The organism is Seonamhaeicola maritimus (assembly GCF_008056315.1).
Taxonomy (GTDB): Bacteria; Bacteroidota; Bacteroidia; order Flavobacteriales; family Flavobacteriaceae; genus Seonamhaeicola; species Seonamhaeicola maritimus.
In genome coordinates this window covers 68,198-86,865 of the sequence record NZ_VRKQ01000016.1, presented here as the reverse complement: position 1 = coordinate 86,865, position 18,668 = coordinate 68,198, and the positions used below count along the sequence as shown (strand labels likewise).

Sequence of the window (18,668 nt, the reverse complement as noted above, 5' to 3'; positions counted from 1 at the left end):
TCCATATATTATGGCAAGAAAACAAGATAAGAATACAGTAAAGAGGTTTAATAAAATCTCAATTGGTTTAGCATCACCAGAGTCTATTTTAGCAGAGTCTAGAGGTGAAGTTTTAAAACCAGAAACTATCAATTATCGTACTCACAAACCAGAAAGAGATGGTTTGTTTTGTGAGCGTATTTTTGGTCCTGTAAAGGATTATGAATGTGCTTGTGGTAAATACAAGAGAATTCGTTATAAAGGAATTGTTTGTGACCGTTGTGGTGTTGAAGTTACTGAGAAAAAAGTACGTAGAGATAGAGTAGGGCACATTAACTTAGTGGTTCCTGTTGCTCATATTTGGTACTTCCGTTCTTTACCAAACAAAATAGGTTATTTATTAGGGTTACCATCTAAGAAATTAGATATGATTATTTACTACGAACGCTATGTAGTAATTCAACCAGGTAATGCTAAAAATGAAGAGGGGGAACCATTACAAAAAATGGATTTCTTAACAGAAGAAGAATACTTAAATATTCTTGAAGCTCTTCCTCAAGAAAATCAATATTTAGATGATTCAGACCCAGAAAAGTTCATTGCTAAAATGGGTGCTGAATGTTTAATTGAGCTTTTAGCTAGAATTGATTTAGAATCTTTATCATATGAGTTACGTCATAAAGCTAATACTGAAACGTCTAAACAACGTAAAACAGAAGCTTTAAAACGTTTACAAGTAGTAGAGGCTTTACGTGAATCTAACAACAACCGTGAGAACCGTCCTGAATGGATGATTATGAAGGTTGTACCTGTAATTCCACCAGAATTACGACCGTTAGTGCCATTAGATGGTGGTCGTTTTGCAACGTCAGATTTAAATGATTTATACCGAAGAGTAATCATCAGAAACAATCGTTTAAAGCGTTTAGTTGAAATTAAAGCACCTGAAGTTATTTTACGTAATGAGAAACGTATGTTACAAGAATCTGTAGATTCATTATTTGATAACACACGTAAATCTTCAGCAGTAAAAACAGATTCTAACAGACCATTAAAATCATTATCAGATTCTTTAAAAGGTAAGCAAGGACGTTTCCGTCAAAACTTACTTGGTAAACGTGTTGATTATTCTGCTCGTTCTGTAATTGTTGTTGGTCCAGAATTAAAATTATACGAATGTGGGTTGCCAAAAAATATGGCTGCAGAACTTTACAAACCTTTTGTAATTAGAAAATTAATTGAAAGAGGTATTGTAAAAACTGTAAAATCTGCGAAGAAAATTATAGATAAAAGAGAGCCTGTAGTTTGGGATATCTTAGAGAATGTTCTTAAAGGACATCCGGTATTACTAAACCGTGCTCCTACATTACACCGTTTGGGTATTCAAGCATTCCAACCAAAATTAATTGAGGGGAAAGCTATCCAATTACACCCATTAGTGTGTACAGCATTTAATGCGGATTTTGATGGTGACCAGATGGCAGTACATTTACCGTTAGGGCCAGAGGCTATTTTAGAATGTCAATTATTAATGTTGGCATCTCATAATATCTTAAACCCTGCAAATGGATCTCCTGTAACGGTACCTTCTCAGGATATGGTACTTGGTCTATATTATATGACGAAGGAGCGTAAATCTACCCCAGAACTTCCTATTAAAGGTGAAGGATTAACATTCTATTCTCCAGAAGAGGTTGTTATTGCCTTCAATGAGAAAAGAGTTGATTTAAATGCTGGTATCAAGGTTAGAACTATCGATCTTAATGACGAAGGAAAACTTGATAGAATGATTGTTGAAACTACAGTTGGTAGAGTTTTATTTAACCAACATGTACCTCAAGCCGCAGGATATATCAATCAGGTATTGACTAAAAAGTCTTTAAGAGATATTATTGGAGATATTCTGAAAGTAACTTCTGTTCCGGAAACAGCAGATTTCTTAGATGCGATTAGAACTTTAGGATTTAATTTTGCATTTAAAGGAGGCTTATCATTCAGTTTAGGTGATATTATTATTCCACCAGAAAAGCAAGGAATGATTGATAGTGCAAATGGTTTAGTTGATGGTATTATGGGGAACTATAATATGGGACTTATTACCAACAACGAACGTTATAACCAAGTTATTGATATTTGGACTTCTACAAATGCTGAATTGACAGAATTGTCAATGAAACGTATTAGAGAAGATCAGCAAGGATTTAACTCGGTATTTATGATGCTTGATTCTGGAGCTCGTGGATCTAAAGAACAGATTCGTCAGCTTACCGGAATGCGTGGTTTAATGGCAAAACCTAAAAAATCTAACGCGGGTGGTGGTGAAATTATTGAAAATCCAATTCTTTCTAACTTTAAAGAAGGGCTTTCAATTTTAGAATACTTTATTTCTACTCACGGTGCTCGTAAAGGTCTTGCGGATACGGCTCTTAAAACGGCTGATGCTGGTTACTTAACACGTCGTTTAGTAGATGTTTCTCAAGATGTTATCATTAACACAGAAGATTGTGGCACATTAAGGGGAGTTGAAGTAGCACCATTAAAGAAGAATGATGAAGTTGTTGAAACTTTAGAAGAAAGAATCGTTGGTCGTGTATCATTAAATGATGTTCATGATCCGTTAACAGATGAGTTGTTAGTTTCTTCTGGTCAGTTAATAGAAGATGAAATTGCTAAAGCTATTCAAGATTCACCAATTGAAACTTTAGAAGTACGTTCTGCATTAACTTGTGAAGCGTTAAAAGGTATTTGTTCTAAATGTTACGGACGAAACTTAGCAACAGGTAAAATGGTTCAAAGAGGTGAAGCAGTTGGAGTTGTTGCAGCTCAGTCAATTGGAGAACCTGGTACACAGTTAACATTACGTACATTCCACGTAGGTGGTATTGCAGGTAACATTTCTGAGGATAACAAATTGGCTGTTAAGTTTGATGGTGTAGCTGAAATTGAAGATTTAAAAACAGTTAAAGGAGAAGATAACGAAGGAAACGAAGTTGATATCGTAATCTCTCGAACTTCTGAACTTAAATTAGTAGATAAGAAAACAGGTATTACATTAAGTACTAACAATATTCCTTATGGTTCTAACATTTTTGTAAAAGATGGACAGAAATTATCAAAAGGAGATGTAGTTTGTACTTGGGATCCTTATAACGGTGTAATTATTTCAGAATTTGCCGGAAAAGTTAGATATGAAAATATTGAGCAAGGTGTTACTTACCAAGTTGAGATTGATGAGCAAACTGGTTTCCAAGAGAAAGTGATTTCTGAGTCTAGAAACAAAAAGCTTATCCCAACACTTCATATTGAAGATGGAAAAGGTGAAACTATACGTTCTTACAACTTACCAGTTGGAGCTCACTTAATGATTGATGACGGAGACAAGATTAATGTAGGTAAGATTTTAGTTAAGATTCCTCGTAAATCAGCTAAAGCTGGTGATATTACTGGTGGTCTTCCTCGTGTAACTGAGTTATTCGAAGCTCGTAACCCTTCTAATCCTGCTGTTGTAAGTGAGATTGATGGTGTGGTTTCTTTCGGAAAAATCAAACGTGGTAACCGTGAGATTATTGTAGAATCTAAATTAGGAGAAATTAAGAAATACTTAGTGAAATTATCTAATCAAATTCTTGTTCAAGAAAATGATTATGTAAAAGCAGGTATGCCTTTATCTGATGGTTCTATTACACCAAATGATATCTTGAATATTAAAGGCCCTTCAGCTGTACAACAATACTTAGTGAACGAAGTACAAGAAGTATATCGTTTACAAGGTGTGAAGATTAATGATAAACACTTCGAGGTTGTTGTTAGACAGATGATGCGTAAGGTAAGAATCATTGATTCTGGTGATACTATTTTCTTAGAAGATCAATTAGTACATAAAGCGGATTTCATTAAAGAAAATGATGATATCTTCGGAATGAAAGTAATTGAAGAAGCTGGAGATTCTGAAAATCTTAAAGCAGGTCAAATTATTACACCTCGCGAATTAAGAGATGAGAACTCGATATTAAGAAGAGAGGATAAGAAACTTGTTGAGGCAAGAGATGCTAAACCAGCAACTGCTACGCCAATATTACAAGGTATTACTAGAGCATCGCTTCAAACTAAATCATTTATCTCTGCGGCGTCGTTCCAGGAAACTACTAAGGTTCTTAACGAAGCAGCTGTAGCAGGTAAAGTAGATACTTTAGAAGGACTTAAAGAAAATGTTATTGTTGGACACAGAATTCCAGCAGGTACAGGTATGAGAAATTATACTGATATTATTGTAGGTTCTAAAGAGGAGTTTGACGAAATGATGCAAGTAAAGCAAGAGTTGAATTATAACTAATTATTGTAATTCCCGCGAAATCGAAGATTCACGAATACCTTATTATGAAGGTAAGTATCGATGAGTAAGGCGGGAATCTATAAAAACAAAAGCCTTCATGTGTATTTACTTGAAGGCTTTTTAATTTAAAATATTAAAATTATTATGGCAGATCAAAACGATAAACCAAAACAAGGTCAAATAAATATAGAGTTAGATGAGAAAGTAGCAGAAGGAACATATTCTAACTTAGCTATTATTAATCACTCAGTGTCTGAATTTGTAGTTGATTTTGTAAACATAATGCCAGGGGTTCCTAAGAATAAGGTGAAATCTAGGATTATATTAACACCGCAACATGCTAAAAGGTTACTTAAGGCTTTAGCTGATAATGTGAATAAATTTGAAAATGCCCATGGTGAAATTAAAGATTACGAGCAACCTCCTATACCTTTAAACTTTGGGCCAACAGGTCAAGCTTAGTTGTGTATACTGTATAATCATAAAAAAAGCCTTGAAATTAAAAATTTCAAGGCTTTTTTTATGAGGCTTGTTTTTTGCTATTCTTATAATATTTTAATGCACCAGAAGGACATCTCTTTATTTGTTCAATAACTTTTTTTGTTTCAGTATTATCTAAATTTACCCAAGGAATAATTGAATTACTGAATACATCAGAAAGCTCTTTGGCACAAGTTCCTGACAAAACACATTGACAGGGGTCGTAAGTTACAGTAATGTCATCATTACTAAATTCGTTGGCTTTAATTTCCATAAGGTAGAATATTAATTTGGGGTTAATTTTCTAAATAAAATCTATTAAAATTTATGTTCACTTAATTGATTATATCGACTAAATGTATTAAAACATCGACAAAAAACAAAATATTTCAACTTTTTTCGATGAAATACACACTTTATTTAATCAAATTCCGATGTGAAATGGAATTTAATACTTGGGTATTTTTGCTGTGTCATTTGTAATGAAAACAACGAATCAGCTAGGAAAACTAGTTGTCCCTTTTTATCTTTTGCCAAGAACCTTTGCTTAACTTGACAAAATTCTTTAAACTCAGCATTTTTAGAATCCTCTGGTTCTACCCAGCAAGCTTTAGAAACGTTTAAGTTTTCATAGGTACATTTAGCACCATATTCATGCTCTAAACGGTATTGAATTACCTCATATTGTAATGCCCCAACTGTTCCTATAATTTTTCTACCATTAAGTTCTAATGTGAATAATTGTGCAACACCTTCATCCATTAATTGATCAATCCCTTTTGCTAATTGTTTAGATTTTAATGGATCTGCATTATTAATATATCTAAAATGTTCTGGAGAAAAACTGGGAACACCTTTATAGTTTAGTACTTCACCTTCGGTAAGCGTATCTCCAATTTTAAAGTTACCTGTGTCTTGTAATCCCACTATATCTCCTGGATAAGATATATCTACAATTTCTTTCTTTTCAGCAAAAAATGCGTTAGGACTTGAAAACTTTAATTTCTTATTATGTTTTACATGTAGGTAAGGTGTATTTCTTTTAAATTCACCAGAAACTATTTTTACAAACGCTAATCGGTTTCTATGATTAGGGTCCATGTTTGCATGAATTTTAAAAACAAACCCTGTAAATTTCTTTTCATTAGGTTCAACTAAACGGGTATCACTTTGTTTTGGTCTAGGTGTAGGAGCAATTTCAACAAAGCAATCCAACAATTCCCTAACTCCAAAGTTGTTTAAAGCGGAACCGAAGAATACAGGTTGTAAATCACCGTTTTGATATGCCTCTTTATCGAATTCTGGATAAATCCCTTCAACCAATTCAATTTCTTCCCTTAGAGTATTTGCGGCATCTGCCCCTACTAATTCGTCCAATTCAGATGAAGCTAAGTTTGATATTTCAATGGTTTCTTCAATATCTTTTCTGCTATCTCCACTAAATAGATTAATGTTCTTTTCCCAAATATTATATATGCCTTTAAACTCGTATCCCATACCTATTGGGAAACTTAAAGGTGTCACTTTCAAGCCTAATTTCTGCTCAACTTCATCTAATAAATCAAAGGCATCTTTTCCTTCTCTATCCATTTTGTTAATGAACACTATCATTGGGATGTTTCGCATTCTACAAACTTCAACTAATTTTTCAGTTTGTTCCTCAACACCCTTCGCTACGTCAATAACTACAATAACGCTATCAACAGCAGTAAGTGTTCTAAAGGTGTCTTCAGCAAAATCTTTATGACCAGGTGTATCAAGAATATTGATTTTTATGTTGTTGTATTCAAACGCCAAAACAGAAGTTGCGACCGAAATACCACGTTGACGCTCAATTTCCATAAAATCACTGGTAGCACCCTTTTTTATCTTATTACTTTTTACGGCTCCAGCCTCTTGAATAGCACCCCCAAATAGTAATAACTTTTCAGTTAAAGTAGTTTTACCTGCATCTGGATGAGAGATGATTCCAAAGGTACGTCTGCGTTCAATTTCTTTTAAAAAACTCATGTTGATATTCTTGAATGGCTGCAAAGATACTCTATAATTTACGATTTCATAATTACCAATTTTAGTTTTTCTATATTAGATTGTAATTATTGATACGAAACTGGTATTTTTGTTTCTATGGAAGAGGAAAAAGTTATTCTTGTAGATGAAAATGATGTGCAAATTGGGTTAATGCCTAAGATGGAAGCACATGAAAAAGCAGTTTTACACAGGGCGTTTTCTGTTTTAATTTTTAATAAGAAGAATGAGCTGATGTTGCAACAAAGAGCTTTAGATAAATATCATTCACCTGGACTTTGGACGAATACATGCTGTAGTCATCAGCGTGATGGTGAAACTAATATTGAAGCTGGTAGAAGACGTTTACAAGAAGAAATGGGGTTTGTTACTAATCTTGAGGAGTCGATTTCTTTTATTTATAAAGCGCCTTTTGATAATGGCTTAACCGAACATGAGCTGGATCATGTATTATTGGGCGAATATGAAGATGAACCCATTATTAATAAAGAAGAAGTTGCTAGTTGGAAATGGATGCCAATAGAAGCGGTTAAAGTTGATATTAGTCTAAACCCTCATTTATATACCGAATGGTTTAAGGTGATTTTTGAGAAATTCTACGAACATTTAAATATATCTGCAAATGAGAGTAACAGTTAGTAGAAAAGGTCATTTTAATGCAGCCCACAGATTGTTCAGAAAAGATTGGAGCGATGAAAAGAATCAATTAATATTTGATAAATGTAACAATCCTAATTTCCATGGGCATAACTATGAGTTGATAGTTAGTGTAACTGGGGAAATTGATCAAGAAACTGGGTATGTAATTGATATTAAAACTTTAAAGCAGATTATGAAAGAAGAGGTTGAAGATGCTTTCGATCATAAAAACCTTAATGTAGAAGTACCAGATTTTCAGGAATTAAATCCTACAGCCGAAAACATTTCAGTAGTTATTTACAATAAAATAAGACCTAGAATAGAATCACATTTAGACCTTGAAATAACACTTTATGAAACTCCAAGGAATTTTGTAAGCTATTCAGGAAACTAAGATTATAATAGAATTATTTACCTATATTTAATTAAATTAAAAAACATTTAAAATGGCAAGCGTTAGAGACCTTAAAAAAGATATTAATTATGTTTTAGGAGACATAATAGGAGCAGTGTGCGATTGGGAATTAGAAAATACAGATAAAGACACTAAAAAGAGTGAAGCTATTGTTGATGAGGCTATAGAAACTTTTGATGAGTTAATTGCTAAGGTAAACAACAGAAAAGTTGAAGATCCTAAGGCTCATTTTAGGGTAATTAGTGCAGAGTTAGAAGACAGAGGAAAAAAGCTCATTGAAAAAATTAACAAACTAGGATAATTTTTTTATCGGAGTACTTGCAAATTATAATTTTGCTGTTATATTTGCACCCGTTAAAAACGCCGATGTAGCTCAGCTGGCTAGAGCAGCTGATTTGTAATCAGCAGGTCGTGGGTTCGAGTCCCTCCATCGGCTCAAAACAAAAAAAGCCTTTCAGATATGAAAGGCTTTTTGGATATCTTAAAAGAGGAATATTTAGCTTATTCCTTTTCTTTTATTTCTTTAATAAAATTATTTAGTTGTTTTCCGTATTTAGATTCCTTTACCTTTGGTGTAAGAGAATTGTTAATTGTATCCAGTAAATTAACTTTAGCATTGTAGACTTCGGTAAGTGCCAAATAAGGAGCTACTTCGCTATCTTTATTATTAAGTGCAAAATTTACCGTAAACAAATATTTTCGTCTTAATGCACCTTCACGTTCTTTTTCAAGAGCACTTAATTTTGCTGTATCTCTATCTTTTTGTGCTTCAAAATTTTCTTTTATTATTTCTAAATTTCTTGTATTTAATTTTGATATAACCGTTCTGTATTCTTCTAAAGTCTTTTGCTGTTCACTTCCGTTAATCTCAGCATCAAAAACAAACCTTTTAAGAGTAGTATTTATTTCTGTAATGCCTTTATCGGCAAAGAAAGTAATTCTATCTTCTTCACTACTATTCTTGTCTAGATATAAAAAGAAAACTTCAGGTGATTCTAAATCACTATATAATTCAAATTGCGGATTCCCATTAACAACCATAGAATCTACAGTAACCAAAGATGTATCAATAACCTTTTTTAAATATACGGTTCCTTTTTTTAATCCTTTGATGTGTGTTTTAACAACTAAATCGTGCTTTTCTTCGCCACAGGCAATGATAAATAATGCTATAAATAGAAGTGCAATTTTTTTCATGTAAAATTTTATTTGAGGGCAAATATCTTATAATTATTAAAGAAATACTAACCTCCAGCAGCAATTTTCATTAACTCAGCACAAAGCATTGCACCATACGTTCCTACAACATATCCAAAAACTGCCAAAAGAACTCCTACAGTGGCCAATGATGGATGAAAAGCAGCTGCAACTACTGGAGCTGAAGCTGCTCCACCAATATTTGCTTTACTACCAACTGCTAAGAAAAAATATGGTGCTTTTATAATTTTTGCTACTAGAAATAGGAGTCCAACATGAATTGCCATCCAAACTAACCCAACAAATATTAAACCTGGGTTTTCAACAATTTTAGTAAGATCCATTTTCATACCTATACTAGCTACAAGAATATATATGAAAACGCTACCTATTTTACTAGCTCCAGCCCCTTCATACTTTCTGAGTTTTGTGAAGGATAATAATATACCTAACATTGTTGCAATGGTAATCATCCAGAAGAATTGAGACCCGAATGAAGACATGGCGGAGGATGTATCTCTAACAGCATCGAAATTGGACTTTAAAAAGGCCGAAATATTATTTGCTCCAAAGTGGGCAATACCAACAACGGTAAAAGCTATGCCTAGAATAATCATCAGGTCGCTTAATGTTGGGTTTCTAGATATTTTTGCGGCATATGAGGATACCTTTTCCTTTAAAGCTTCAATTGCCGAGGTATCAGCCTTTAACCACTTATCTATTTTTTCAGATTTACCAATACCTAGTAATAATATAGCCATCCAAATATTTGCAACAACTATATCTACTATAACCATGCCTGCGTAGTTATCAGTATTAAATTTATATATTTCAAGCATTGCTGCCTGATTAGCTCCACCACCAATCCAACTTCCAGCTAAAGTTGCTAACCCTCTCCATACAGCATCAGGACCAGCTCCTCCAACGGTCTCAGGAGAAACCATAGATATTAACAAAATAGCAATTGGGCCTCCAATTATTACACCTACGGTACCAGTTAAAAACATTATTAAAGCTTTTGAACCTAGGTTATAAATGGCTTTTAAATCTATACTTAAAGTCATTAAAACCAATGCTGCAGGCAACATAAACCGACTAGCTATATAATAGGCTTGAGACTTATGCTCAACAATTTCTCCAGAGGGATTTATTGAAGTCCATTCAGGAGCTATAATACCAAAAGTTGTTAATGCACCAGGAAGCATATAAGCCATTAACAGAGCCGGAATGTATTTATAGAATTTTTTCCAAAATGAATTTTGACTTGAGGATGTATAAAAAACAAAACCTAAAGTGAGCATTAAAAGTCCAAAAACTATAGTGTCATCGGTAAATAAGGGTTGGTTCTCCATTTAAATAGAATTAATATGTAAAAGATGCAAGATAAATAAAATAAAAGTAGATGGTTTTAAAGTTTGGCACGATGATTGTTCAATAGAAAGTAGCATTCAATTATTATAAAGTTTATTGAGTGGTTACTTTAAACTTAGTAATTGTAATTCATATTTTTGGTTGGTTAGTTAGTAAAAAAAGCATCTTTTCAGATGCTTTTTTTTATTGTCAAGTATTTTTAATAGGGACAACCACAATTTTTATCACTTTTAAACAAATCGGCTAGACTGGTGCCATCTGTTCTAAAAATGTCAATAGACACACTAAGTCTTAACATATTTGGTTTATAGGATCTTAGGTCAGCTAAATTAACACCGTAGGCAGACCTATTAATATCTAAAAGTTCTTCTTCTGTTTCCTTGTTGGCCATTTCGTATCTTAAATCAATTCCGAACCTATTGTATCTCATCATTATTCCGAAATTAAGACTAATAGTTTTGTCTTCTAAATCTGGTCCACCATCACTAAATGATGTCACTTGAACACCGTCTAATATAGTTTCGTCATGGAAGTTAAAACTTGGACCAGCATAAATTGAGACAGGGTCAAAAATTTCAACACCAAGTAAAATAGGAAACTCAATTTTTGAAGATTTCCATTTTGCTTGCTTTGTTGGCCAATCATAATTATTCTTCAAAGAAACATAATTTAATTCTGGTCTTATAAAGAATTTACCAAATTCAGCCATAAAATAGCCTCCTAATTGATAACCTATTTCTTTATTTGGACTAAAAACTTCGTCTGGTTGTCCTGCTGCAATAGAGCCTCCTCTAGAATTAATGTCACCAATGGCATTATTATTTAAACCTCCATTAACACCAATAATAAATTCTTGTGAAAATAGCGAAGTAGATTGCAACAAAAGTGCGAAAACTAGTAGGTAGAATAGTTTCATTATTACACGATTTGGTTAAAACTGAGTGTAATATAAAACTTATGCTATGAACTCTTTACTAAATTACGATAAGATGTTAATATTTACTTTGAAATGTTTAATTAATTGATATCATGTAGGTTATGAAGTGTGGTTATTGGGTTTGTAAGCAAGCAATAGTATTCATTTTAAGGGAAACCTTTAGTTTGTGCAGTTTTACTAGCTTTTGGACAATTTCTAAATTTTAGTGGTTTTTTGGAGTAAGTAGACGTTGCTTTGAGTTTCATTTTATCGATATTTACGTGCTTTTCATCTATAAATGTTAAAATTAAATGTATTTCATCGATTAATAATGTTTTTTATCGTTTAATTCCAATTTATATTTTACTTTTGAAGTGTACTAAATAACATACTTTTTAGTTCAATGGATTAATTAATTAATATTTGCATTATGTTGTTGATGTGGAAACCCCAAATCTAACTTCGTAATAAAAAAGCAAATTAAGGAAAGACCGAGTTTGAGGGAACTCGGTTTTTTTGTGCTCAATATTTTCACAATTTTTTATCTAAATTAGCTTCATGCTGAAAATATTAATTAAATATCTTTTAATTTTTTGTAGTGCATGTTGCTTTGGACAATTACCTGAGGGGTTTGTCCATGTAAGTGATGTGATTCCAGATTTAGAAATTGAATTAAGATATTTTACAAAAAACAATTTTGTTGGGAAGAGGATAGATGGATATAATTCTAATAAATTAATTTTAACAAAGGAGACTGCTGGTGCTTTAAAACTTGTACATGAAGATTTGCAAAACCAGAATCTTTGCTTAAAAGTTTATGATGGTTACAGACCACAAAGAGCTGTGAATCATTTTATAAGTTGGGCTAAAGATTTAGATGATACTATTAATAAATCGACTTTTTATCCTGATGTTGACAAGTTAAATCTATTAAAAGAGGAATATATAGCAGCAAGATCTGGACATAGCAAAGGCAGTACGGTTGACCTCACAATTATTGATGCTAATACTGGTAAAGCTATTGATATGGGAAGTGTCTATGATTTTTTTGGTGTAGAATCTTGGGTGAATTTTGATGGGATTACTGTAAAACAAAAAGCGAATAGGCTACTATTACAAGAAGTTATGGCTAAATACGGGTTTAAAAACTACCCTAAAGAATGGTGGCATTTTACATTGAAAAATGAACCCTTTCCTAATACTTATTTTGATTTCCCTATAGAATAAAAAGCCTGCTTCCTAAAAAGAAAGCAGGTTTCTGCGCTTTTTGATTGATTAAGTCAGCTATTCTTTATCTAAGTTTTTGGTCAAGTTGAAACCAATAAACAGAGCAATACCAGCAGTCATTAATATAGCTCCTGGTTGAGCAAAATCTTCATCTATTCCAGCCATAATTAGTAAGCCTGAAATAAAAATTCCAGCACCAACTCCTATTAATAATAGGGCAACATTTAGAATTAAAATTTTCCAAATTGGAGCAGCTTGTGTTTTTCCTTTTACAAAAATACTTGCATCTGCACCTTTTTCTATTAGAGCTAAACGCTCTTTATTTCTTGTTGAGAAATATAAATACACCATTCCGAATATTGTTCCGAAGATTATAAATACTATAACTGCTTCCATAATTGTTTGCTTTTAATTGATTATTTTTAATGTGTTCATACCTTATGACGATGGCTCTTTAAATTAGGTTACACTTTTTTAAATATTTTTTTCATCATGTAACCTAAACTACTTTAGTGTCGTCTTACTAACAAAATGACCACTAACGATCAACATTATATCAATCTTGTACTAGATGGAGATGCTAATGCTTTTACCTCTTTGGTGAATAGGTACAAGAATATGGTATTTACTTTGACTTTGCGAATGTTGAAGAATAGAGAAGAAGCAGAGGAGGTAGCACAAGATACTTTTATTAAAATGTATAAGTCGTTGAATAAGTTTAAAGGCGATTCTAAATTTTCAACATGGGTCTATAGAATAGCTTATAATACAAGTTTAGATAGGTTAAAGAAAAACAAAAAGTATATAAACAATGTGGCTATAGATGAGTACACAGAGCAACACATAAAAACACTGGGTAATGCTTTGGATATCATAGAAAATAAAGAGAAGCAACTAGCTATTCAAAAGTGTATAAGTTTGTTATCGGCAGATGACAGTTTTTTATTAACTTTATATTATTTTGAAGAACAAACTTTAGAGGAAATTTCTGTTGCAATGGGATTGACCCCTAACAATGTAAAAGTAAAACTATTTAGAAGTCGAAAAAGGTTAGCAAAAATTTTGCAGAATCAGTTAGAACCAGAAATAATTGAGAATTATGAATAATGAGACAGACAAATATTTGGATGATTTAACTAATAAAGTTATAAAGGAATCTTCACTTGAAACACCTTCGGTAGATTTTACAGTATCAGTTATGAATCAGATTTCTGGTTTAAACACAACCAGTATTACTTACAAACCTTTAATTTCTAAATGGGGTTGGACACTTATTTTTGTAATCTCTGTTGCTTTGGTCGTATTTGTTATGTATGATGGAGGCACTTCTCCTTCTTGGTTAGGCACAATTGATTTTAGTGTATTATACGATAACAAAATTATAAGTGCTTTGTCTAATTTTAAAATGCCTAAATTATTTGTCTATGCAATGTTGCTCTTCGGCTTAATGTTTAGTATTCAAATACCATATTTGAAATACCATTTTAATAAAAGATTTGAGTAAAATTAAATTCTTGTAAGTTTTGTAATGATTTCTGAATGCTGAGGGAATTTTGAAATTAAAAAGTCTCTCTCTGGAAGTTCAAAATCTCTAAAATCGAATCCAGGCGAAACGGTACATCCTACTAAGGAATAGTTGTTTTTACCTATGACTTCTGAAGCAAACCAATCTCTTGATTTTACAGTAAATTGAGGTGTTTCTCCTTTTTCAATATCATTACCAATTATTACATTAGAATAATCACCACTTTTTGAAATGATATGAAGTTTTAAAGGAGCACCTTTGTAAAAATGCCACATTTCATCTTGTTTAATTCTGTGGAATGCTGAAAAAGTATCTGAAGTTAACATAAAGTAGATTCCTGTTGAATAATTGCGACTTCCTGAAATGTCATCATCTAAACTAGCTTCACTTATAAAGCCTTCACTTCTATAAGTTTCTTTATAATAACCACCTTCTGGGTGTGGTTGCATATTAAGCTTTTTTGCTATGTTTTCGGCTTCCGTCATAATTAATACCAGCGTTTTTTCTTCTTCTTAGAAGCAACACTTTTACGTCCTTTTTTATGCTTACTACCTGTTTTTTTCGACTTATGAATGATTGGTTTCACTTTAGGGTCTAATGGATAAGGGTGATCTTCAACAATATCAAGCTGTAATTGGATAAGTTGCTGAATGGTTTTTATATAATTCTTTTCATCGGCGGAACAAAGTGAGTACGCCTTACCTATTTTTCCCGCTCTGGCGGTTCTTCCTATTCTGTGCACATAGGTTTCAGGTATATTGGGTAGATCAAAATTAACTACAGCATCTAAATCACTAATGTCAATACCTCGTGCAGCCACATCGGTAGCAATTAAAATATTTACCTCCCCTTTTTTAAATCTATTCAAAGCCTCTTGTCTAGCAGTTTGACTTTTGTCTCCGTGAATGCTATCAGCCTTATATCCGTTTTTGAAAAGCGTTTTTTCAAGTTTGTCAACACCAAATTTAGTTCGTCTGAAAATTATGATATTTCCTTTGATAGTATTTCGTAATAGATGCAAGCACAACTCAATTTTATTCCTCTTAGGAACATAATATAGCAATTGACTTACATTTTTTGATGTAGATGCATTTTGAGCAACCTCAATACGTTCGGGTTGCTTTAAAATAGTTTTTGCTAGATGCTCAACTTTATGAGGGATAGTAGCAGAAAATAACAATGTCTGTTTTTCTTTAGGACAAAGACGTTCAATTTTATTTACATCATCAATAAAACCCATATCAAGCATTAAGTCTGCCTCGTCTAGAACTAAGGTTTCTATATAATCAAGATTTATAACATCTTGTTTATGTAAATCTAGCAGTCTACCAGGTGTTGCCACTAAAATATCAACGCCCTTTTTAAGAATATCTTTTTGGGGTTCAATAGAAGTACCTCCATAAACAACCGTACTTCTTAAGTTGGTGTAAGTAGAGTAGGTGTTGAAATTTTCTTGAATTTGAACTGCTAACTCTCTTGTAGGGCTTACAATTAATGCTCTTATTTTCTTTCCTTTTTTAGAGGCATCTTGTCTGTCAAATAATAGCTGAAGAATAGGTAAGGCAAACGCAGCTGTTTTACCTGTTCCCGTTTGGGCAGAAACTACAACATCTTTTTTCTCTAATATTAGAGGAATGGTTTTTTCTTGTACTAAGGTAGGGTTATCGTAACCTGCTTCTGCTGCTGCCCTTAAAATAGGCTTGTTTAATTGTAAGTCTTTAAATGACATTCAAAAATTTTATTTTGAGGCAAAGATAGGTTAAAGTATATCAATGTTAAATTAGGAAAGATTTTAACTTATCTCGTTTTCGTTGCGGTAATGCATCATTGTTAATTGCTAATTCAATGAGTTTTGGATTTTTGTTTTTAGCGAATAGTAAGTTGAAAAGTTGTGCGGTGGTTAAACTATTTTCAGGTCGTTCAACCAGTGTGAAAACATCTCCTCGTTTTACATGTCCTTCTTCTAAAATTCTGATATATGTTCCCGAAAATCCATGGTCAATAAACTGTTTAATCAATTCCTGACTTCCAAATTTATAGCCAAATTTAAAACAAGGTTCTCTCGGTTGGGTAACTTGAACCAATGCTTCTCCAACCTTGTAAATATCTCCAATATATATTTCGGTTTCATCCATATCGGAAACAGTTAAGTTTTCACCAAACATACCCCAGTCCCAATCTAAATCTGGATATAAAAATTTCCAATGAATGTAATGCACTTCAGAAAAAATGTAACAGGCTTTAAACTCACCTCCATGATGTTTTCTATCGGTAACTTCGTCTCCTTTTACATCAGACTTTCCTAAAAAAATGGCGTCGTTTGTAGGGACTTTATAAATACCTGTAGTTACTTCTTTACCATTCCAGATAAAGGTTGTTGGTTTTGCTATGTTTGTTGATTTGATTTCCAATTTATTGTTTTATGGTTAATAGGCTCAGTTCGAAATGTCACTATAACTTATTTTGAAATTCTTTGATGAGTGTTGAACTATTTAACAAAGCAAATGTCTGTTAATTATTCTCTTTTTCTTCTTGCTCTTTCACTTTATTCTCCTTTTTGCGTTCCCAGGGTTTCCAGTCTTTTCCAAGTGTATGCTTTTGAATCCATTTTATCTCCTCGATATCTCTGGTGCGAATATGACGCGGCTCTTTAAAGCCATGTGGTTCACGTGGGAATTTTAGGTATCGTACCGTTTTACCAAGGTCTTTCAGTGCAGCAAAATACATCATGCTTTGTGCTTCCGTATCAGTGATATCTTTGTCTCCATGGAGCAGTAGGAGTGGCGTTTCTACTTTTTCAACATGGGTTAATGCAGATTTTTCGCGATAGCCTTCTGGATTCTCCCAAAAGGTTCCACCAATGTACCATAACCGGACATCATAGTTAAATCCAATTCCGTATTCTGAGCGCCAATCCGATACCATTGCACCTAAGGATGCAGCTTTGAAGCGATTAGTTTTGCTAATTACTGTACCTCCCAGAATTCCTCCATAACTCCAACCTCTTACTGCCATTTTTCCGGAATCAATTATCCCTTTATTAATAAGAAAGTCTACTCCGCTCATGAGGTCGTGATAATCTCCTCCTCCTAAATCTTTCATATTGCCTCGCAAGAAAGCATCGGTATAACCACTACTTCCTCGAACATTGGGAGCCAATTGCACATAGCCCAAACCTGCCCAAACGTGATAGCGATAACTAAACGAATTATAAAACACACCAGCAGGACCACCGTGGATATGAAGTAAGAAAGGAGATTTTTTAGATGTAGAATTTGTGGGCCGAAATAACAATCCTTGAATTGCTAATCCATTGGAAGACTCCCATTGAATGGTTTCCATTTTAGACAGTTCGATATCCTTTTCAATCCAGGGATTGAGGTTAGTAAGTTTTTTGGGTTGGAAAGTATTGACAGTAGAAAAGTAAAGGTCATAAGGTGTGTCGAAGTCACTGAAACCTAAAATCATTTTACTTCGATTTTTATCCATCCCTAGAATTCTCCAAGTACCCATTCCTTGGCTAATATTGGAGTAATCTCCTGATACTAAATCTAAACGATAAGCATTGGAGTTGACTCCTTGTTGTCCGCTAAAGAAGATACTTTTTCCATTGGGGGCCCAGAAATAGTTTCTTATATTTCCTTCAAACTTTCCAGAAAGCATCTTAATACTTTTTGTATAAACATTTATGGACCAAATCTTGGTATTTTTTAACTCCCAATTCTTATCATCAACTGCTTTGAAACTGAGTAGTTTACTGTCTGGAGACCAGGCTAATCCTCCTTCAGGTACTTTATTATTAGTGAGTCGAGTGATAGTGCTATCCGCTAAATGGTATAAGAAAGTTTCTGATTTATACCCTTGATTTCTGCGATTTTCAGTGCGTGCAGTATAGGCAATATGCTTTCCATCTGGGCTCACTTTCATATTGCTAATAAGTAACTCTTTCTTAATAAGAGGTTGAATCTTTTTTTCCTTTACATCAATGACAAACAGATGACTCCATTCGGATACACGTTGTCCGTTGGGACCTTCATCAACAACTACATGGTCATAGCCATCTTTTTTTGCTTTTTCGACTTCTTTGGAAAGCTTCCGGTTGGCTAAAAAGTAGATTTTTTTGCCATCTGGTGACCACTGATACGATTTAATGCCTTCACCGTGTTTACTTAATTGAACGGCTTCACCACCATTCGTTCGAAGTAAAAATAATTGCAGTTTTTTTTCAACAGAACGGGTTAAGCTAATGAATTTTCCGTCTGGTGAAAACTGGATATTACTTCCACTGTCTTTACCTAGGAATTGATAATCATTTGACCCATCTGGACGAACGCTATAATATTTGGTATTACGTTTGTTTTTTGCCCAATCCAATTCGGATTTACCATATATAATTTGGTTGCCATCTGGTGAAATATAGGCTCCAGTTAATCTGACCATATTTAGACCATCGTCAGTAGTCATGGCTCTTTTTTGAGCGTTTAAGTTGGTTGTAAAACATAATACGACTAAAATTAAAGTTCTTCCCATAAGTTTTACATGTTGTTTTGGCTATAGA

The 18,668-nt window shown here is 33.2% G+C and carries 18 protein-coding genes and 1 tRNA gene; 9 read left to right on the top strand and 10 right to left on the bottom strand.

Annotation, left to right across the window (positions count from 1 at the left end; genetic code table 11):
- Positions 1-10 precede the first annotated feature (10 nt).
- Together rpoC and FUA22_RS14380 are read left to right on the top strand one after the other, a co-directional pair.
- The gene (rpoC, locus tag FUA22_RS14385) at positions 11-4,312 is read left to right on the top strand and encodes a DNA-directed RNA polymerase subunit beta' (RefSeq protein WP_147769295.1); all 4,302 of its coding nucleotides are present in this window, start codon (positions 11-13) and stop codon (positions 4,310-4,312) included.
- Between the two features lie 144 nt (positions 4,313-4,456).
- Entirely contained in the window at positions 4,457-4,774 is a 318-nt protein-coding gene (locus FUA22_RS14380; RefSeq protein ID WP_147769294.1) for a DUF3467 domain-containing protein, read from the top strand.
- Between the two features lie 58 nt (positions 4,775-4,832).
- Here the strand turns inward: FUA22_RS14380 and FUA22_RS14375 are convergent, their stop codons facing one another.
- Together FUA22_RS14375 and FUA22_RS14370 are read right to left on the bottom strand one after the other, a co-directional pair.
- A complete protein-coding gene (locus FUA22_RS14375; protein WP_147769293.1) occupies positions 4,833-5,066 on the bottom strand; it encodes a (4Fe-4S)-binding protein in 234 nt (77 codons plus the stop codon).
- A 146-nt stretch (positions 5,067-5,212) separates the two neighbouring features.
- A complete protein-coding gene (locus FUA22_RS14370) occupies positions 5,213-6,802 on the bottom strand; it encodes a peptide chain release factor 3 (RefSeq protein ID WP_147769292.1) in 1,590 nt (529 codons plus the stop codon).
- Positions 6,803-6,919: 117 nt separating this feature from the next.
- Between FUA22_RS14370 and idi the strand changes: the two genes are divergently transcribed.
- The 4 genes from idi to FUA22_RS14350 all read left to right on the top strand — a co-directional run bounded on the left by idi (position 6,920) and on the right by FUA22_RS14350 (position 8,310).
- A complete protein-coding gene (gene idi, locus FUA22_RS14365) occupies positions 6,920-7,459 on the top strand; it encodes an isopentenyl-diphosphate Delta-isomerase (protein ID WP_147769291.1) in 540 nt (179 codons plus the stop codon).
- A complete protein-coding gene (locus FUA22_RS14360) occupies positions 7,443-7,853 on the top strand; it encodes a 6-pyruvoyl trahydropterin synthase family protein (protein WP_147769290.1) in 411 nt (136 codons plus the stop codon). Before idi ends, FUA22_RS14360 begins: the two co-directional genes overlap by 17 nt.
- Before the next feature lie 52 nt (positions 7,854-7,905).
- On the top strand, positions 7,906-8,175 hold the full coding sequence (locus FUA22_RS14355; protein WP_147769289.1) for a hypothetical protein: 270 nt from the start codon (positions 7,906-7,908) through the stop codon (positions 8,173-8,175).
- Between the two features lie 61 nt (positions 8,176-8,236).
- A tRNA-Thr gene (locus FUA22_RS14350) sits at positions 8,237-8,310 on the top strand.
- A 65-nt stretch (positions 8,311-8,375) separates the two neighbouring features.
- On the opposite strand, the gene FUA22_RS14345 is transcribed toward FUA22_RS14350, so the two are convergent.
- The 3 genes from FUA22_RS14345 to FUA22_RS14335 form a co-directional block, all read right to left on the bottom strand.
- On the bottom strand, positions 8,376-9,071 hold the full coding sequence (locus tag FUA22_RS14345) for a DUF4369 domain-containing protein (protein ID WP_147769288.1): 696 nt from the start codon (positions 9,069-9,071) through the stop codon (positions 8,376-8,378).
- 47 nt (positions 9,072-9,118) lie between these two features.
- Positions 9,119-10,423, bottom strand: coding sequence for a DUF819 family protein (locus FUA22_RS14340; protein ID WP_147769287.1), 1,305 nt, complete (start codon positions 10,421-10,423; stop codon positions 9,119-9,121).
- Positions 10,424-10,641: 218 nt separating this feature from the next.
- Positions 10,642-11,358 carry an outer membrane beta-barrel protein gene (locus FUA22_RS14335; RefSeq protein WP_147769286.1) on the bottom strand — a complete coding sequence of 239 codons (717 nt, stop codon included), beginning with the start codon at positions 11,356-11,358 and terminating at the stop codon, positions 10,642-10,644.
- 558 nt (positions 11,359-11,916) lie between these two features.
- Here FUA22_RS14335 and FUA22_RS14330 point away from each other — a divergent pair.
- The gene (locus FUA22_RS14330) at positions 11,917-12,585 is read left to right on the top strand and encodes a M15 family metallopeptidase (protein ID WP_147769285.1); all 669 of its coding nucleotides are present in this window, start codon (positions 11,917-11,919) and stop codon (positions 12,583-12,585) included.
- 57 nt (positions 12,586-12,642) lie between these two features.
- Here FUA22_RS14330 and FUA22_RS14325 read toward each other — a convergent pair whose 3' ends face one another.
- Positions 12,643-12,981 (bottom strand): DUF6249 domain-containing protein, encoded by a 339-nt coding sequence (locus FUA22_RS14325; RefSeq protein WP_147769284.1) that lies wholly within the window; start codon positions 12,979-12,981, stop codon positions 12,643-12,645.
- Between the two features lie 135 nt (positions 12,982-13,116).
- Here FUA22_RS14325 and FUA22_RS14320 point away from each other — a divergent pair, with 135 nt between their 5' ends.
- A complete protein-coding gene (locus FUA22_RS14320; protein ID WP_147769283.1) occupies positions 13,117-13,692 on the top strand; it encodes an RNA polymerase sigma factor in 576 nt (191 codons plus the stop codon).
- Positions 13,685-14,089 carry a hypothetical protein gene (locus tag FUA22_RS14315; RefSeq protein ID WP_147769282.1) on the top strand — a complete coding sequence of 135 codons (405 nt, stop codon included), beginning with the start codon at positions 13,685-13,687 and terminating at the stop codon, positions 14,087-14,089. Before FUA22_RS14320 ends, FUA22_RS14315 begins: the two co-directional genes overlap by 8 nt.
- Positions 14,090-14,091: 2 nt before the next feature.
- Here FUA22_RS14315 and FUA22_RS14310 read toward each other — a convergent pair whose 3' ends face one another.
- The 4 genes from FUA22_RS14310 to FUA22_RS14295 all read right to left on the bottom strand — a co-directional run bounded on the left by FUA22_RS14310 (position 14,092) and on the right by FUA22_RS14295 (position 18,640).
- Positions 14,092-14,595 (bottom strand): cupin domain-containing protein, encoded by a 504-nt coding sequence (locus tag FUA22_RS14310; protein WP_147769281.1) that lies wholly within the window; start codon positions 14,593-14,595, stop codon positions 14,092-14,094.
- Positions 14,596-14,597: 2 nt separating this feature from the next.
- Positions 14,598-15,839, bottom strand: a complete 1,242-nt coding sequence (locus FUA22_RS14305; protein ID WP_147769280.1) for a DEAD/DEAH box helicase — start codon at positions 15,837-15,839, stop codon at positions 14,598-14,600.
- 46 nt (positions 15,840-15,885) lie between these two features.
- On the bottom strand, positions 15,886-16,521 hold the full coding sequence (locus FUA22_RS14300) for an MOSC domain-containing protein (protein ID WP_147769279.1): 636 nt from the start codon (positions 16,519-16,521) through the stop codon (positions 15,886-15,888).
- Between the two features lie 100 nt (positions 16,522-16,621).
- Entirely contained in the window at positions 16,622-18,640 is a 2,019-nt protein-coding gene (locus FUA22_RS14295; protein ID WP_147769278.1) for a S9 family peptidase, read from the bottom strand.
- Positions 18,641-18,668 lie beyond the last annotated feature (28 nt).